The sequence below is a fragment of the Arsukibacterium sp. UBA5043 genome (genome assembly GCA_002415085.1).
GTDB lineage: Bacteria > Pseudomonadota > Gammaproteobacteria > Enterobacterales > Alteromonadaceae > Alishewanella.
The window spans coordinates 36,075-51,822 of sequence record DIBV01000004.1; the positions used below are offsets into that span (position 1 = coordinate 36,075).

The 15,748-nt window shown below is 50.9% G+C and carries 14 protein-coding genes; 7 read left to right on the plus strand and 7 right to left on the minus strand.

Features of this window, described 5'->3' with window-relative positions; all coding sequences use genetic code 11:
* Positions 1 to 61 precede the first annotated feature (61 nt).
* Positions 62 to 1,786, plus strand: a complete 1,725-nt coding sequence (locus B2Q61_RS04340) for a hypothetical protein (RefSeq protein WP_290619865.1) — start codon at positions 62 to 64, stop codon at positions 1,784 to 1,786.
* Positions 1,787 to 1,892: 106 nt separating this feature from the next.
* Here B2Q61_RS04340 and B2Q61_RS04345 read toward each other — a convergent pair whose 3' ends face one another.
* Positions 1,893 to 2,306, minus strand: coding sequence for a c-type cytochrome (locus B2Q61_RS04345; RefSeq protein ID WP_290619867.1), 414 nt, complete (start codon positions 2,304 to 2,306; stop codon positions 1,893 to 1,895).
* Positions 2,307 to 2,395: 89 nt separating this feature from the next.
* Positions 2,396 to 3,805 (minus strand): alpha-amylase family protein, encoded by a 1,410-nt coding sequence (locus B2Q61_RS04350; RefSeq protein ID WP_290619869.1) that lies wholly within the window; start codon positions 3,803 to 3,805, stop codon positions 2,396 to 2,398.
* Positions 3,806 to 4,113: 308 nt separating this feature from the next.
* Here B2Q61_RS04350 and B2Q61_RS04355 point away from each other — a divergent pair, with 308 nt between their 5' ends.
* The 3 genes from B2Q61_RS04355 (at position 4,114) to B2Q61_RS04365 (ending at position 6,953) form a co-directional block, all read left to right on the plus strand.
* A complete protein-coding gene (locus tag B2Q61_RS04355) occupies positions 4,114 to 5,481 on the plus strand; it encodes a M28 family metallopeptidase (protein WP_290619871.1) in 1,368 nt (455 codons plus the stop codon).
* Positions 5,482 to 5,576: 95 nt separating this feature from the next.
* Positions 5,577 to 6,314 carry an endonuclease gene (locus B2Q61_RS04360; RefSeq protein ID WP_290619873.1) on the plus strand — a complete coding sequence of 246 codons (738 nt, stop codon included), beginning with the start codon at positions 5,577 to 5,579 and terminating at the stop codon, positions 6,312 to 6,314.
* A gap of 138 nt (positions 6,315 to 6,452) precedes the next feature.
* A complete protein-coding gene (locus B2Q61_RS04365; RefSeq protein ID WP_290619875.1) occupies positions 6,453 to 6,953 on the plus strand; it encodes a DUF962 domain-containing protein in 501 nt (166 codons plus the stop codon).
* A 73-nt stretch (positions 6,954 to 7,026) separates the two neighbouring features.
* Here B2Q61_RS04365 and B2Q61_RS04370 read toward each other — a convergent pair whose 3' ends face one another.
* Positions 7,027 to 7,422 carry a hypothetical protein gene (locus B2Q61_RS04370; protein ID WP_290619877.1) on the minus strand — a complete coding sequence of 132 codons (396 nt, stop codon included), beginning with the start codon at positions 7,420 to 7,422 and terminating at the stop codon, positions 7,027 to 7,029.
* On the minus strand, positions 7,422 to 9,068 hold the full coding sequence (locus B2Q61_RS04375; RefSeq protein ID WP_290619879.1) for a S41 family peptidase: 1,647 nt from the start codon (positions 9,066 to 9,068) through the stop codon (positions 7,422 to 7,424). The genes B2Q61_RS04370 and B2Q61_RS04375 overlap by 1 nt, the downstream gene beginning before the upstream one ends.
* A 267-nt stretch (positions 9,069 to 9,335) precedes the next feature.
* On the opposite strand from B2Q61_RS04375, the gene B2Q61_RS04380 reads away from it, so the two are divergent.
* Positions 9,336 to 10,376 carry a DUF2804 domain-containing protein gene (locus B2Q61_RS04380; RefSeq protein WP_290619881.1) on the plus strand — a complete coding sequence of 347 codons (1,041 nt, stop codon included), beginning with the start codon at positions 9,336 to 9,338 and terminating at the stop codon, positions 10,374 to 10,376.
* A 29-nt stretch (positions 10,377 to 10,405) separates the two neighbouring features.
* Here B2Q61_RS04380 and rlmF read toward each other — a convergent pair whose 3' ends face one another.
* Positions 10,406 to 11,293, minus strand: coding sequence for a 23S rRNA (adenine(1618)-N(6))-methyltransferase RlmF (gene rlmF / locus B2Q61_RS04385; protein WP_290619883.1), 888 nt, complete (start codon positions 11,291 to 11,293; stop codon positions 10,406 to 10,408).
* 250 nt (positions 11,294 to 11,543) lie between these two features.
* On the opposite strand from rlmF, the gene B2Q61_RS04390 reads away from it, so the two are divergent.
* Complete coding sequence (locus B2Q61_RS04390; protein WP_290619885.1) at positions 11,544 to 13,478, plus strand: PHB depolymerase family esterase; 1,935 nt, start codon at positions 11,544 to 11,546, stop codon at positions 13,476 to 13,478.
* 85 nt (positions 13,479 to 13,563) lie between these two features.
* Here B2Q61_RS04390 and B2Q61_RS04395 read toward each other — a convergent pair whose 3' ends face one another.
* Complete coding sequence (locus tag B2Q61_RS04395) at positions 13,564 to 13,980, minus strand: organic hydroperoxide resistance protein (protein ID WP_290619887.1); 417 nt, start codon at positions 13,978 to 13,980, stop codon at positions 13,564 to 13,566.
* Between the two features lie 141 nt (positions 13,981 to 14,121).
* Between B2Q61_RS04395 and B2Q61_RS04400 the strand changes: the two genes are divergently transcribed.
* On the plus strand, positions 14,122 to 14,586 hold the full coding sequence (locus tag B2Q61_RS04400; protein WP_290619889.1) for a MarR family winged helix-turn-helix transcriptional regulator: 465 nt from the start codon (positions 14,122 to 14,124) through the stop codon (positions 14,584 to 14,586).
* Here B2Q61_RS04400 and B2Q61_RS04405 read toward each other — a convergent pair.
* Positions 14,583 to 15,644, minus strand: a complete 1,062-nt coding sequence (locus B2Q61_RS04405; RefSeq protein WP_290619891.1) for a hypothetical protein — start codon at positions 15,642 to 15,644, stop codon at positions 14,583 to 14,585. The genes B2Q61_RS04400 and B2Q61_RS04405 overlap by 4 nt on opposite strands.
* Positions 15,645 to 15,748: the final 104 nt, after the last annotated feature.

Sequence of the window (15,748 nt, forward strand, 5' to 3'; positions counted from 1 at the left end):
AATGTAGAGCAATAGCGGAAAGAAAAATTCAGGATTTAACAACAATATCAAGGAGTCAGTGATGCGTAAATTACTCGTGGTGGCGGCTATTATTGCCGGCGCGGTTTATGGTTATATTAAACTCACCGGAACAGACAGCGCCGACGTGGATCACGCTGAACTGGAATATGTGCCGGCAGACACCGCTTTTTTATCTGCGCAATTAGAGCCAGTAGATTTTGTGGCCTACCTTAATGCGTTTGGTTTAAGCCCGGATTATTACAGTGAGGCCAGTTTGCAACAGCTGGCAGAACTTACCGCAAATTCTGACGAGCCACAACTTCAGTTTATTTTTAGTTTGGCGCATGAGTATATGCGGGCGTTAGCGCAACCGGAACAGTTAGAGGTACTCACCGGGATTAAACCCCAGATGCGCTCACTAAGCTATCTGGTGGGATTGGCACCCGTCATGCGAATTGAACTGGCCAATGAGGCAGCGTTCTGGCAATTATTTGATCGCGCTGAAGAGGCCAGTGGGATCAGTCATCAGGCCATACCCGGTGATGCCGGCGGCTACCGCTCATACACCTTTACGGTTGGTGAGTTCAGTGCTGAGCTACTGGTGTCGGTAACCGATGGCTGGGGTAATATGGCGCTAGTGCTGCCAATCCAGGGTGAACAAACCCGCCAACTGGTGCTGATGGCCGCCAAACCTGAACGAAATATTACCAGCGACAATCAGCTGGCCAATATGGTGTCAGAATACAAATTAAACCCGAATGCCATCGGCTTTATCAGTTTTCAGCAACTCGTTACCGGCTTGACCACCACTGATGGCAACCGCCTGGCAAACGATGTGCAGTTAATGGCTAACCCGCAATTCAATGCGATGATGGAGCCATGGCGCAGTACTGAGTGTCAGCAGGATTTAGCTGCCATTACTAACAGCTGGCCCGGTATCTATCTTGATAGCAGCATTAATAGCAAAGCCGGACAGGCAACCCATGTTCGCAGTAAAATGCTGCTGCCCACCACCAATACCGATACCGTTACCACCTTAGGTGGCATCCGTGGTTTTGTACCCAGCCATGCGGCACAGGGCATGAATGGTGCTGTATTTAGCATGGCGCTGGGTTTAGATATGGCAGAGTTTGCCCCTGCAATTACAAAAATCTGGCGTGGCTTAACCCAACCTGCTTATCAGTGCCCGCAACTGGCACAACTGCAGCAACAAATGCAGCAGGCCAACCCAATGGCAATGCTGGCAGCCGGCGCCATGGTAAACCAGGTAAGGGGCGCATCGGTAACCATTAACGACTTAGTGCTGGATCCGAATACCATGCAGGTAGCTGCAGTGGACGCCATGCTAAGCGTTACCGTGAAAAATGCCCGCAACTATCTTGAAGGATTAAAAGGTATGGTGCCGGGTATGGCCGAAATAAGCTTGCCTGCGGATGGTGAAGAGTTGGCATTAAACAGCGTATTACCGATGCTGGACGCCTTTGGCGTAACGCCGATGCTGCAGGTTAATGATTCGCATCTGGTGGTTTATGCTGGTGATAAAGGCACTTCTCAGGCAAAAGCGACCTTAGCCCAAACCATTGAGAAGAACGGCATGCTAAGCATTGGTATGGATTATGCTCGCTTTTTCAGCATTATGGCTGAAACGATGCGAGCCAGTGGCCAGCCTGTGCCTGATGAATTAAGTTCATTAACCGATATGGATATGCAAATTCAGGTTAATATGGACATTGATGAGCAAGGCGTAGTGATGAACAGCGAAATGACCATAGGCGGCACCAGGTAACAGCTTGGCTGCAAGGTTATAGTGATAAAGAAGGGCAGCCAGAGCCAGTGGCTGCCCTTTTTAATTGGCAAATTTTTTAGCCAACAGTCAGCGTATCAGCATATGCTTATTCAGTTTGCGCGCTGGTCGCCGGCGGGTTTTGCAACGAAAAATAATACGTCAGCGCCTCGATATCGGCATCATTCAGCCCCCGGGCCTGTGGGGTCATCAGCGCATGTTTGCGATCGCCAGTGCGGTAGGCCGTGAGTGCGCTGGCTAACTCACTGGCTGCGCGGCCAGCCAGGCTGGGATAAGCAGGGTGAGCAGAGATACCATTGCGACCATGACAGGCAGCACAGCTGTAGGCTTTTAACTGGCCCTGTTCAAATAACAGCCGTTGCGGTTCGGTAAGGCTGGCAATAAGGTGGTGCTGACTGGCGTCTGGGCTGGGATCCGTGCAGGCGCTGAGCAAACTCAGCGCCACTGCTGTAATGCTAAAACAACGGCTAAAGGAGATAATGCGGGTATAAGCTCTGGTCATGGCCAACTCCTGAAATGAATTCATTTACCCTGCCACAACTGCTTAAAAAAGCCCAGCAAAACGCCCACTAACACTTCTTGTTAATAGCCTTAATCGGCATACCACATTCTGGCCTGACGGGCTGGAATACTAAAGCTGTGATTACTGCCACCAATGCTGAACGTGGCACCACCGCTCAGGGCATCCCGATACGTGCGGTACCAGTAAAAACGGCCACTGGTATTGACATTAAAGGTTACCTGACTACCGCATTTATTAATGCCTACCACTCCTTCCTGAGCGCGGCGAAACAAAATAGCGCAGCTGCTCGATGCCAGGACTTCCATACCCTGACCCTGCATCCGGTTATGAAAGTTAATCATGCGCTGCATATAGCTGGCGCTAAAGGCATTCACCCAGCGGTTATTGTCGGTGCCGGTACTGTCACTGAACACCAGCGGCTTGCCGCCATCACGTCCCATCACATAGGCATAAGCCAGATACTCATCGGTCGGGTTCATAATCAGGTAGCGAAACCCATCATTAGTGGGAATGTCGTGGGTAATGGTAAAGGTCACCGCCCGGCTATTCGGCAGCGCCTGACCATAAGCGCCCGGGTCGACCAGCTCGTTCATACTGCCACTGGGGTTAAATGCCCGGCGCAGGCTTTCAAATAGCGGAAAATCATAAGCTTTGTGATCAGTGCTTTGGATATAAGGCGCCAGATAACTGCTGTACTCATTATTGCCGGCGCCACCGCTGGTAATAATTTCACCAAATACGTACATGCCGCTTTTGATAGTGCTGGTGAAGATCTGGTTAATATGCCAAACCGTCATATGCTTGGCAGCGTCAACCCGAAAGCCTTTCACGCCCATATTTTTTAAGGCTTGCAGGTAAGCCCGTTGTTGTTGTATCACCCAACTGTTTGGGTTGAGATCAGGTAACCCACTATCGCCACCGCCGCCACACAAACGCCAGTTCTGCACCTGCCAGACATCGTTGTAATTCTGGATGCAATTGGCGGGGTTAAAATCCCAGGGGCTGAATAAACCCTGAGTTAAATTGCCAAATAAGCGTTGGTTATTCCAGTAAGTGGGGTTGCTGGCATAGTTATTCAGGGCTGCCTGGCCAGGAAAGTCTGTGGCAGCATTGCGCTCATTGGCCATATGGTTTAATACAATATCGGCGTACACCTCAACCCGCCGAGCCGGGTTACTGTCGTTCAGGGCATTAATCATCGCCTGAAACGATTGCTTGTTGCCTTTGCAATGGTCAATAACCCGGATGTCCTGTGGCTGATAGCGCTGCCACCAGGCGCAGTTACCCGCATTAGATTTTAATGGTGGGGCTACCAATACCGCTTTATAGCCCAGATTTTTAATTTCCTCTGCCCGGTTGGCCACCTCGTTATAATGCCAGTCGAAGGCGTGTAAAATAACGTCGGCCAGCGCCTGCGGGGTAATAAACAGCACTATGCCAAGTAGCATACTGCGGCAAGTTAAGATTAAAGCTCGCATGTTTTCGTCCTGTAATTTATTGTTTTTCAAGACATCCGTGCATGAGCCGCCAGCAAAGCCAGCGAAGTGTTAGTGACAACTCAACCCCTTTAACACCGGTTCAGCATACTGAGCTATTGCCCTGAAATATTGTCATTTCACGCCAACATGACATTTGGTTTACAACTTATAAATAATGGGAACGCCAAACCTGGCCAAATAAGACAAACTGCCAGCAAAACGCTACAGATAACGCTGGTTTTAACCACAGTTGGCCCAGAATAACCGTATAGTAATATTCAGCTTATTGCCTATCAGGACGCACCATCATGTTTACTCTTAATCGATTGCTTGCGGCGTCGCTGCTTACTGTTCTGCCAGTGCAGGCGCAGCAAGCTGACGACAAACAGCAACTGCTGCATGCTATAGCTGTCGCACCGTCGCCAGAAAATATTGAGCGTGATATCGCCAAGCTGGTCAGCTTTGGCACCCGCCATACTTTATCCGAAACAGAATCGGACAGCCGCGGTATTGGTGCGGCACGGCGTTGGATTAAAGCCGAGTTTGAGCGCATTTCAGCCGAATGTGGAGGCTGTCTGGAAGTATCTTACTCCAGCGCGGTTATTGAAGGCGAAACCCGGATCCCGGATGCAACGGAGGTGGTGAGCGTTATTGCCGTCCAACGTGGCAAAACAGACCCCGGGCGCTATGTGATTATGGCCGGTGATATCGACTCGCGAGTCAGCGATGTTATGGATTTTACCAGTGACGCGCCGGGCGCTAACGATAATGCCTCTGGCGTAGCCGGAGCATTGGAAGCAGCTCGGGTGCTGAGCAAGTATCAGTTTAATGGCACTATTGTTTATGCAGCGTTATCTGGCGAAGAGCAGGGCTTATTTGGCGGCAAAATTCTGGCAGCACAGGCAAAAGAGGCGGGCTGGCGGATTAAAGCGGTGCTGAATAACGACATGATCGGTAACACTGCCGGTATCAATGGGGTTATAGATAATACGACTGCCCGGGTATTTGCCGAAGGCACCCGGGCCAATGAAACAGAGCAGGAGGCGCGGCAACGCCGTTTTACCGGTGGTGAAAATGATTCGCCTACCCGCAATCTGGCCCGCTATATCGATGTGATTGCTGATCGCTATATTCCGAACCTGGATGTGATGCCGGTATACCGGCTGGACCGTTTTGGCCGTGGTGGCCACCACCGGCCATTCAATGACCTGGGTTATCCGGCGGTACGTATTATGGAAACCAACGAGCACTATGATCGCCAGCATCAGGATCTACGCACCGAAAATGGCATTGTGTACGGTGATACCATCGACGGTGTCGACTTTGCTTATGCCGCCAAACTTACCGCGTTAAATGCAGTAACCCTGGCAAGTTTGGCCTGGGCACCCAATCCACCGGTCGACGTTACCATAAAAGGCGCAGTATCGGCCAACACCACGCTGTCATGGTCTGAACCCCTGCCTCAGGAAGCCGAACTGGTTAAAGGCTATAAAATTTACTGGCGTTATACCGATGCCCCTAACTGGCAATTTAGTCGTGAAGTAGGCAAGGTTAGCCAGTTCACCCTGGAAAATGTGGTTATTGATAATTACTTCTTCGGGGTAGCCAGTATCAGCCAGGATGGCATTGAAAGCCCGGTAGTATTTCCCGGTGCTGCGGGCTCTTTTGGCAATTGAAACGCATAAATACGTCGTAGCAATTTAATCAGCCGCTGTGCAGTATTTAGCGTTACACTGGCAGCGGTTTTTTTCACTGAAGTAAGTGGTAGTGAATGCGGTTTATTATGTTTGTTGGCAGCAGTTTGCTGCTGTTGTCGGTTATCGCTCAGGCGGCGCCGGCTAATTTTGAGCAAGCCAAAAAGCTGGCGCAGCGTATTCATGCCCCCGAAGCCAACAGCTTTTATTGTGACTGCGCTATTCGCTGGCAGGGCAGTAAAGGTATGCCTGATCTGGCAGGCTGTGGTTATCAAATCCGCAAAAATGGCCCGCGGGCCAGCCGCATTGAATGGGAGCATGTCGTGCCGGCCCATCATTTTGGTCATCAGCGCCAATGCTGGCAAAATGGTGGTCGCAAAAACTGTGTGAAAACCGATAGCGCTTTTAAGGCAATGGAAGCCGATTTATATAACCTGGTTCCGGCGATTGGCGAGGTTAATGGCGATCGCAGTAACTACCGTTTTGGCATGTTACCCAGCGCACCCGCGCAGCACGGCGCCTGTCCGGTGAAGGTCGATTTTAAGCAACGGGTGTTTGAACCGCCATTTGTGGTGCGCGGCGATATTGCCCGCACTTATTTTTACATGGCTGATAAATACAACCTGAGCTTATCACGCGCCCAGCAGCAACTGTTTATGGCCTGGCATAAGCTAGACCCGGTAAGTGCTGCAGAGCTGCAGCTTAACCAGCGCACCCGCCAGCATATGGGCCATGACAACCCCTTTATCAGTGGCGACCGCGAGTGGCACTTAGGCTACCGCCCCACGGGTTATGGTTTGGTAGTGAGCCAGTAAACTGGCACTATTACCCGAAATTACACTAAAATAAAAAAATGTGGAAAATGGGTCAGAGTGATTTATTAAAAACGGCAGCATCAGTTGCTGGTAAAGTCTATTTTCCACCAATTCCATTGTTAATCGGAGCCACCAACGATGAAGAACCTGACTGAACATTTAAGCCAGTATGCGCTGTATCATCGTGACCAGCGCAACATTAAAACCCATTATATTGGCATACCCTTAATCATCGTGGCCATTTTCAGTTTATTGTCACTGCCCCTGGTCAGCCTTGCAGGCATTATGCTGACCCCGGCGTTGTTATTGTTTATTGCTACGGCGCTTTTTTATTTCCGGCTCGACCTGCGCTTTGGGCTGGTGATGCTGTTATTTAGCGGCAGCTGCTTCGCGCTGGCTACCTTGCTGGCCGCCCAACCGTTTGCTGTCTGGCTTGGCAGTTCGCTGCTGCTGTTTGCAATTGGCTGGCTGTTGCAGTTTATCGGCCATTATTATGAAGGCAAAAAACCAGCTTTCGTCGATGATATCGTTGGCCTGTTTGTCGGGCCATTGTTTGTGGTTGCTGAAATGGGGTTTGCGCTGGGGCTGCGTAAAGCGTTGCAACACGAGATTGAACAGCTAGCCGGTAAGGTGCATTAAGCAGAAAAAAGTAACATTGGAAGACCAGGGCTGTTAATAGTATCCAGCCCCTGCTGCCACTGCTAACCGGTATTTACTGATCAGCGACTGCAACCCGCTGGCAGTCACTGGTACTGAGTTTTACAAAGCGACCGCTGGCTGGGTGGCTCAGCAGGCACTGGCCATCAGCTTGCTGCAGCTCCAGTAATATGGCCGGCTGACTATGGCGGCCCATTATCGGCAGGCCCTGGGCATCGCGCAGTATGGCCTGTTCAATAAACAACCGGTGGCTATTGCTGAATACTGTATCAGCCAGCTTTACCGGCTGGCCAGCAATCAGTTCTGTAATTGCCTGCTGCAGCTCGGCCTTAATCGCCGGGCTCATATTAGTAAGCCAGGCGGGTTGCGGCTCCGCTTTGATGCTCTGACAGCCTGCCAGCAATATAAAGCCAGTCAGCAGGCTGGCACTCAGCAGCAATCTTCGTGTCATTAATGTTTATCCTGCGCCGGTTTGATAGGCTGATTAATTTTATCTTCCAGTAAAAAGGCCTCCATCCGTGGGTTATGGCGGTGAATGCTCAGGCCACTGCCATCATCCTGCCGCTGTGACTGGCTCAGGCTTTGGCCTGCGACCCCCAGCGGACAGTTATCAAATGTGGCATAGTGCAACGCGCTAGCCAGCATATTCTCATTGGGATCGCCAAGCTGGGCTGAGAAATCGTCAGCTACCTGGCAACCTTTTACGTCAGCAGCGAAGGTGGGTACCGGAGTTGGATAAAAACCGTCGGCATATTGACCAAAACCCTTAGCATTAACACCGCTGAACTGAATGGTAAAGTAGGTGGTGCCGCAGTTATCGGTAGGATAAAACCCATAGGGTTTACCACAGGTTTGGTCGCCAATCAGAATAACCTCAACATCAATACCGCGTAAGCCGTTAATAAAAGCTTCACTGGCCGAGCAGGTATCGCCAGTCGATAATACAAAAATCCGGTTCAGGTTTAATTCTGGCAGCGGCGTGTTGGTTAAACGCCCCCCTTCGTAATCAATTTCAAAGCCGTAAAACGGCATTGGGCTTAAGGTCTGACCGGTTACCGGATCGCGGTTCGGATATTTATCATTGAATACCGTTTGTTCAAAAATACGATCCTGAATGATGGCATCGCCACTGACCATATAAGCGAACTGGGAGGCTAGTGCCAGCAAGCCACCGCCATTGTAGCGTAAGTCGAGTACCACCTCGTTTACATTGGCATTGGCAAAGCTGTTTACGGCGTTAATCAATTGACTCTGCGCCAGCGCAATATGGCTGTTAAATTGTAAGTAGCCTACTTTACCAGCATCGGTTTCCAGTATCTGGACATTTTGCACCGGGCTGCTGGCAACATCAGCTGAGGTCAGAGTCACGGTAAGGGTGTTACCGTCATTGGTTATAAATACAAACTCATGTTGCTCGCCGGCACTTTGCGGAAACAGCGCAGCATTTATCGCGTTAACGCCAGCATTAGTGTTGTCATTTACAAAATCCACACCATCTACTTCGACCAGATCTGCACCACGCAATATATTGGCATTGGCAGCCGGTGAATCCGGTTCGGTGTAGGCAACCAGTAACGAACGTGGTGGTCTGGTACTGCCAAACGACCAGCTGATACCATAGCCTGACGTCACGCCTGACTGAGTTTGCTGCTTATAACTTGCCGTGTTTTGAGAAAAATGGAAGTTGTCTTTTTCGGCGCCGGAGTCTGTGAGCTCGTCGGTTTTCAGTTGGTCAAAAAACGCCGTGACCGTGTTGAAATTTGCCGGATTATTATCAGGCAGCTCGCGGTACCATAAATAGGTGTTGTTACTCCAGGAGCGCAGCCACATTTTCTCATGCATGGTAGTGCCAGCCCGGTCAGGATAAGGCTGGTTGTCATTGTACGGGTCGGTACCGGTGCGTGGTGTGGCACAGTAGTTTTTAAAATTACTTTCGGCGGCAAATACACCAGGGGTCCAGGTGGGAGGGGTAACCCCTGAACCACCACCAGAGCCACCGCCGCCTGAGCCGCCCCCGCTGCCAATATTGCCTGAACCACCGCCGCCACAGGCAGTGAGTAAAATAACAGATGAGATCAGCAAGCTGCGTTTAAACATGGGAAACCCTACCACCATTGATTAAAATGAAGGCCCACGTTGCTTGTTAAGTTGTTAACAAATCAGTTGGGCAAATGTAAGTAATTGACATCGGAAAGTTAGCAAAGTTGCGGCAATTCAGCAATGGATAATTTATGGCCGAAAGGCGCTGTACCGATGAGTAATAATCGCGCCTTTTATAAACGGGATTTTTTTATTTAAAAAACGGGTGCGAAGTAGCAGCGTAACGTTTAGATTAAACGCCGAATTGTTATTGTCGGAATAGTTATGGCCAATACGGTTAGCTCAGATCCCAGCACGCAACCCGGCGCTTTTAGGCTGATACAGCCTGATGGTCAGCCACGGTTCGGTATGTTTACGCAGCCGGTTACTGAGCTGAACCTGGCTGATTTCGTGTACCGCACTCCAATGGATAAGCTGGCATCCGGTCTGGCGCGCTGGGCCCACTATAAGCAGTTTCAGTTTGTCAGCATCAGCCACCCGGACTGGATCCTGGCCGCCGCAATAGCGGACATCCGCTATTTATGTTCCGGCTTTGCTTACTTTTATCAGCGCAATACCGCCAGTTTAACCGAGTTTAAATTGCTGCAACCTTTTAGGCGGCGCAGTCAGATGAGCCATTCGCCCGTTGCCGGTGTGGCGCGGATCCAGAGCGCCAATAACCTGATCAGCATTGAGCCTGACGGTTATCGCTGGCATCTGGCTCTGCACAGTAAGCAGCTGAGTGCCAATCTACTGTTAGCGCCCGGCGATATTGCCGAGCCGTTGGCGCTGTGTTTACCCACGGGCTACAGCGGCTGGACTTATACCCAGAAACATAATGGCTTGCAGGTAAGTGGAGATATTAATCTGCACCAGCAGCCGGTAGCAGTAAACGGTGCGCTCGGCGGCTATGATTTTTCGGCAGGCTATATGCGCCGGGAAACCAGCTGGCGCTGGGGCAGTTTAAGTGGTTACAGCGGAGCTGATGTTATTGGGTTTAACTTAGCGGCCGGCGTTAATGAAACCGGCGGTACTGAGAACTGCTGCTGGTTAAACGGTAAGCGCTACGGATTGCCGCCGTTGCAATTTATATTTAACCGCCAGCAACCCGATACTCCCTGGCAGGTGGTGAGTCAGTGCGGCGCGGTTAAATTACAGTTTATGCCGGCAGCCAAACGCCAGGAACGGCTGAACCTGGGGCTGCTGGCCAGTAATTTTCGCCAGTATTGCGGCAGTTGGCATGGCAGGATAGCTCTGAGTGACGGCCAGCAAATTAATTGCAACGGCCAGCAGGGCCTGGCTGAAGATCATTTTGCCCGCTGGTAATTACTGCTTAGCCGGGTTTATGTCGCTGGTTAAAAACGCCAGGCCAGCAGCTGGCTGCTTTTCTGGCCTTGTTGCATATTAATCTGTTTAATTTCGGCCGCGCCGGCCTGACGCGCTGCCGCGATAAGAGCCTTAACATGACGTTGCTGTGATACCAGGCTGCTAAACCAGCCAACCTGGCTGGCAAACTCAACGCTTTCAGCAATTAATTGCTTAATAAATGCCAGTTCTCCGCCCGGACACCATAGTTCATGCTGCTGACCGGCAAAATTACGTTGTTGTGGGCTATCTGCCAGTTTCAGGTTAGTTCTTTTGCGCTGATTAGCCGCGGCAGCTTCGGCGGCAGAGCCGTAAAACGGCGGATTGCAAACAGTCAGGGCAAAGGTGTCGCTGGGCTTGATAATGCCAAGCAGAATACTGTTGTCCGCAGACTGGTGGCGCAGGCTTATCTGGCCCTGTAGCTTTGGGTTGCTGTCGATAATTAACCGGGCGGCTTTTAACGCCACAACATCAATATCAGTGCCGATACAACGCCAGCCATAACTACGATTGGCGATTATCGGGTATATCAGGTTGGCGCCACAGCCAATATCCAGCAGGTTAATCTGTTTGCCGTTGGGTATACCATCCGGCCCGGCCAGTAAATCGGCGGCGTAGTGAATATAGTCGGCCCGGCCCGGTATCGGCGGGCATAAATAGCCCGGTGGTAATTGCCAGTAGCTAACCTGATAGTAGTGCTTAAGCAGCGAAGCATTCAGTGCCTGTACCGCCGCCGGATCGCTGAAATTAATGGTTTGTTCACCAGCCGGACTAACGGCCAGATGTTGCTGTAACGGCGGATAGCCGCTGCTTAGCTGCGCTAAATCATAGCGGCCCTGATGCGGGTTGCGCGGGTGTAGCTGGGCAGATTTTGTCATAGGAGCTGCAATCAGGTATTTTGCCGGCAGTTTACGTTATTCCTGCCGGGCTTGCGAGTCAGGTTTGTCAGCAAACGCCTCCGTCATAAAACCCTGAAGCAGCACTAAAGTACTAAACCGTAATGGCTGTTCGACTTCTATAGTTGGTAAGCACCGGGGCTTGCTACCGCAAAGTAAGAGGTCGGAACAGGGAAAAGTAGCGTCGCTGCGGTGTTCACTTAAATGAAAATAATGATAAGGAACAACAGACGTGAAAATTCAAGCTTTCAGCCGGGCCGGCGCAGTAGCGGCCGCTATACTCTTTGCGGCAGCTCTGTTTGCCATGCCGGCTTTTGCCGGTAGCTGGCAGCAAAATGTCAGTGTCGGCGGTTTTAATAAAGTGCATTTATACACGCCAGACAGTGTGTCGGCCATTGGCCAGGGCCGTGGTTTGCTGGTAGTGTTGCATGGCTGTACCCAGTCGATTGATGCCTATCTCAGTGCCAATTTAACCGCGGCCGCTGAGCAGTTCGGCCTGGTCATTGCGGTGCCAGATGCCATGAACAAAGCGGGTTTTGGTTGCTGGTCTTACTGGCAGGGCACTAAAGCCCGCAGTGCCGGTGACTATAAAAATTTAATTACCCTGGCCAATAATCTGCTGGCTGATGTAAACCTGCAGATAGACCCGAATCAGGTTTATATTGCCGGCCTATCATCCGGTGCAGCCTTTGCCAATACCACTGCCTGCCTGGCACCCGATGTGTTTGCCGGCATGGGCATCAGTGCCGGGCCCAGTATTGGTACCAGCTCCAGTGGTGCCATTGGCCCCTGCGAAACTGCCAATGTTGCCAGCCGCTGTGCCCAGTATGCCGGCAGCTATGCCAGCCACTTCGATAGCCAGATTGCCTCCATCGCCCATGGCCGCACTGATACCACCGTTAATCTGTGTTACAACGAGCAGAACGCCAATGGTATGGCTGATTTATATAACGTCAGTCAGCTGAGTGGCGAGAACCTGATCAGTGAAGGAAGCAGTCGCACCGCAGACGAAACACTGTGGCAGGATGGCCGGGTGTCGATGTTGTGGTTTAATAACGTCGATCATGCCTGGTCAGGTGGGCAGGGCGCCAGCGGCGCTTATATTAATGGCAACAGCATTAATTATGCGGTGTATCTGGGTCAGTATTTTCTGGACAATAACCAGCGGGTGAATCGCAATAGTGCCCCTGAGCTGACCAATATCAATGTCAGCCAGCAAGCCAGTGTTGTTACGGTAACCGGCAATGCTGCTGACATTGACGGCGATGCAATAACGGTCAGCGCCAGCTTTACCGACAGTACTGGCCAGCAGCAGTTGGTCAGTGCTACACCTGCTGCAACCGGTAGTTTCAGCCTTAGCAGCCCGGCACTGAATGATGACTGGTATCAGCTAACGGTCAGCGCTACTGATAGCGGCGGTCTGCTAAGTACCGCTTACACCGAACAGTTGCTAATTGGCCCGCCACCACCAGCTGCTGCGCCAGAGCTGTCTGAGCTGGTAGTTGCAGTGGATGGTCAGTGCGCAGTGGTGAGTGGCCGGGTGTTTGATTTAAACCGCGATCTGGACACGGTAACGGTGGAGTTTAGCAACGTTACGGTTAATGCCAGCATCAGCGGTGATGTGTTCAGTGCACAGCGCTGCCAGCTGGCGGGTGGCGAGCAGACTGCGTTAATTACCGCCACCGATCAGGGCGGCTTGTTTAGTGCTGAGCAGCTGACATTTACCATCGATGCCGGCCAGAATGCCACATTGGACCAGCATATCAGTGCCGGCCGGCTGGACTACACCAATTATGCCAATTGCTATCTGGAATACAGCACCGCCAGCTTTGTATTACGTGAAAATGTGATCACCGGCACGCAGTGTCGCTGGCAGGATGATGACGCCAGCTGTGTTGGCCCGGCGCAGACATGTAGCAGCGCAAGTCCCGGCGACGGTGATGTCGATAATCCGCCACCTCCACCGCCTCCAGCAAATTGTGTCGCCTTTACAACCAATAACTACAGCCATAAAGTCGCAGGCAGGGCCTACAGTACCGGCAACTTTTACACGCCGAACTATTTTGCTAACGGCAGCAATGCGGCCATGGCCGGCTCTACGTGGGGGGTGACTACGTTGTCATCTAATGACGGTAGCTTCTGGCAAACGGGGGCCTGTGCGCAGTAAAGTCCGCAGTACAGCGCGCTAATTGAAAATAAAAAAGCGCAGGCCTGAGCCTGCGCTTGTATAAGGTGTCAGCGAATAAGCGGCGTTACACGGTGACGTGCAGCCGCACCTCAATATTGCCCCGGGTCGCGTTTGAATACGGGCATACCTGATGGGCCTGCTCAACCAGTTTATCGGCTGCGGCCTTCTCCATTCCTGGCAGTTTAATATATAAATCAACGTCTAAACCAAAACCGCCTTCAATTTTGCCAATGCCTACTTCAGCGGTAAGGCTTAAGTTGTCAGGCAGGCTGGTTTTACTTTTACCGGCTACGGCCTTCATGGCACCAATAAAGCAGGCAGAATAACCTGCTGCAAAGAGTTGCTCAGGGTTAGTGGCGCCACCGTCACCGCCAAGTTGTTTGGGGGCAGACAATTTCACTTCCAGCAAACCGTCATCTGAAACTGCTTCACCGTTACGACCACCGGTAGAAGTAACAACTGCTTTGTAGATAATGTCCATGGTAACTCCTTAGTAAATATAAATGCTTCGGAAAGTAGCAATAAGCTAGCATGCAATTATCTTGTGCGCAAGCTTATTGTGTACTGCGTAATTATAAGTCGTTATACTTAGCGGCAGTGCTTCACTAACCCGGACCCTGAGATGAGCCTGACTTTGCCGCTGGACCAACAATTATGTTTTGCGCTATACAGTGTGTCGAATGCGATGGTGCGGCTGTACCGGCCATTGTTGCAACCGTTTGATCTGACTTACCCACAATATGTGGTATTACTGGCACTATGGCAGCAAGACAATATCAGTTTGGGTAAGCTCGGCCAGGCAACCTTATTTGATTCTGGCACCTTAACGCCATTAGTCAAAAAGCTGGAGCAAAAGCAATTATTGCAGCGTCTGCCCAGCCCGAATGACGAGCGGGTAAAGCAGGTGGTGCTAACCCCTGCTGGTAAAGCCTTGCAGCAAGAAATTAGTGGGGTAATGCAGGCACTGCGCTGCCAGGTTGCAATGGAAGACGAGCAACTGCTGCAATTAAGAGAGCTGGCCCGCCAGTTACAACAGCAAATTAGTGACGCGGCCAGTTGTTCTCCGGCAACTGCTGATAAGCTTTAACCTGCTAAATTCAGGTTTTGCAAGACGTCCTGGCGCTCTTGCTCGAGCTTTAGCAACCGCTGTTGATAGTCTTTATAATGTGCAGTGCCTGTTGCCATAAAGATCTTACCCAGCGGATTGCGCAGCCAGCTATACCAGGGGGCGGAAGTAGGTTGATGATCCTTATCCTGTTGTAGTTGCAGCAGTTGTGTGGCGTGAATGTTCTTTGTGTCCTCCACTAGCATTAATGGTTGAACGAACAAATAAAAAACTGTGTCTATAGTGTTCACGTCACTACCAAATTCAGATGGCACAGTGTTTCGAATAGTGGACGTGATATCGGAGCCAAAATGCCACTCGCCAGCCAGTGCCAGTTCCAGGCCTAACTCGTTATCGCTAAAAGCAACATCCCATCCGTCTGGTATAGCGTCAAGCTGCTGATCTGCCGGCAATTGGTTGATAATGGCTGTGCCTAAAATAAAATGATGCTTTACAGTCGCCATGCTGATCATTTTTGTTATCAAACTATGGGTGTTAGCCAATACTGTTTTCCAGAACTGGTAATCTGCTTGCAGAGCAGTGTGTACCTGTTCCACATTACCGCTTTTCGCCTCCAGCCAGGCTTGCCATAAAAATAACCGCTGGCCATGCAATAGTCCCTGATAGGCAGGTATGCTCTGCATTGTCGGTGGCGGTTCCTGCCATTGTGGGTATTGCAATAACTGCTGATAGAACGTGAGTAGCTGATGCTGCTCTGCAATCAGCTCAGCTAAATCGGTTTGGGCATTCAGTGATGCTGTGCACGCCTCTACTTCGCCGCACTGGCGATAAAGCTCTTCTAGTGGTCCGCTTAATAAAAGCTCGTTTTTGGCATTGTGGGCAAGGTAATAGTGGTAGCCATTTTGCTCTGCTGGTATCGCATCCTGCTGCAACAGGCTTTGCATATGCAAACTGTCGGCATTGGGTTCGGCGTCCTGCCAGTTAATAACCAGCAGAATTAAATACAAAGCGGTAACCAGCAACAACAACCCGAGCAAGAGTTTAACGGTGCGTCGGGCCACAGTCTTCAGTACAGCCATGCATTTATTCCCTGATTTAGAAATTAGAATTAAGTAATTGTTGCAAAGAGATTATCCCAACCAAGCGGGGAAGTAAATTCATGATAGCGTTGGCCCGGTGAGCT

Excerpts from the sequence above, each read along its gene's own strand:
- B2Q61_RS04340 (WP_290619865.1), top strand. The coding sequence starts at position 62 with ATGCGTAAATTACTCGTGGTGGCGGCTATTATTGCCGGCGCGGTTTAT.
- B2Q61_RS04395 (WP_290619887.1), bottom strand. The coding sequence starts at position 13,980 with ATGGACATTATCTACAAAGCAGTTGTTACTTCTACCGGTGGTCGTAAC.
- B2Q61_RS04350 (WP_290619869.1), bottom strand. The coding sequence starts at position 3,805 with ATGCGAGCTTTAATCTTAACTTGCCGCAGTATGCTACTTGGCATAGTG.
- B2Q61_RS04365 (WP_290619875.1), top strand. The coding sequence starts at position 6,453 with ATGAAGAACCTGACTGAACATTTAAGCCAGTATGCGCTGTATCATCGT.
- B2Q61_RS04405 (WP_290619891.1), bottom strand. The coding sequence starts at position 15,644 with ATGGCTGTACTGAAGACTGTGGCCCGACGCACCGTTAAACTCTTGCTC.
- B2Q61_RS04400 (WP_290619889.1), top strand. The coding sequence starts at position 14,122 with ATGAGCCTGACTTTGCCGCTGGACCAACAATTATGTTTTGCGCTATAC.
- B2Q61_RS04345 (WP_290619867.1), bottom strand. The coding sequence starts at position 2,306 with ATGACCAGAGCTTATACCCGCATTATCTCCTTTAGCCGTTGTTTTAGC.
- B2Q61_RS04355 (WP_290619871.1), top strand. The coding sequence starts at position 4,114 with ATGTTTACTCTTAATCGATTGCTTGCGGCGTCGCTGCTTACTGTTCTG.
- B2Q61_RS04375 (WP_290619879.1), bottom strand. The coding sequence starts at position 9,068 with ATGTTTAAACGCAGCTTGCTGATCTCATCTGTTATTTTACTCACTGCC.
- B2Q61_RS04360 (WP_290619873.1), top strand. The coding sequence starts at position 5,577 with ATGCGGTTTATTATGTTTGTTGGCAGCAGTTTGCTGCTGTTGTCGGTT.
- B2Q61_RS04370 (WP_290619877.1), bottom strand. The coding sequence starts at position 7,422 with ATGACACGAAGATTGCTGCTGAGTGCCAGCCTGCTGACTGGCTTTATA.
- rlmF (WP_290619883.1), bottom strand. The coding sequence starts at position 11,293 with ATGACAAAATCTGCCCAGCTACACCCGCGCAACCCGCATCAGGGCCGC.
- B2Q61_RS04380 (WP_290619881.1), top strand. The coding sequence starts at position 9,336 with ATGGCCAATACGGTTAGCTCAGATCCCAGCACGCAACCCGGCGCTTTT.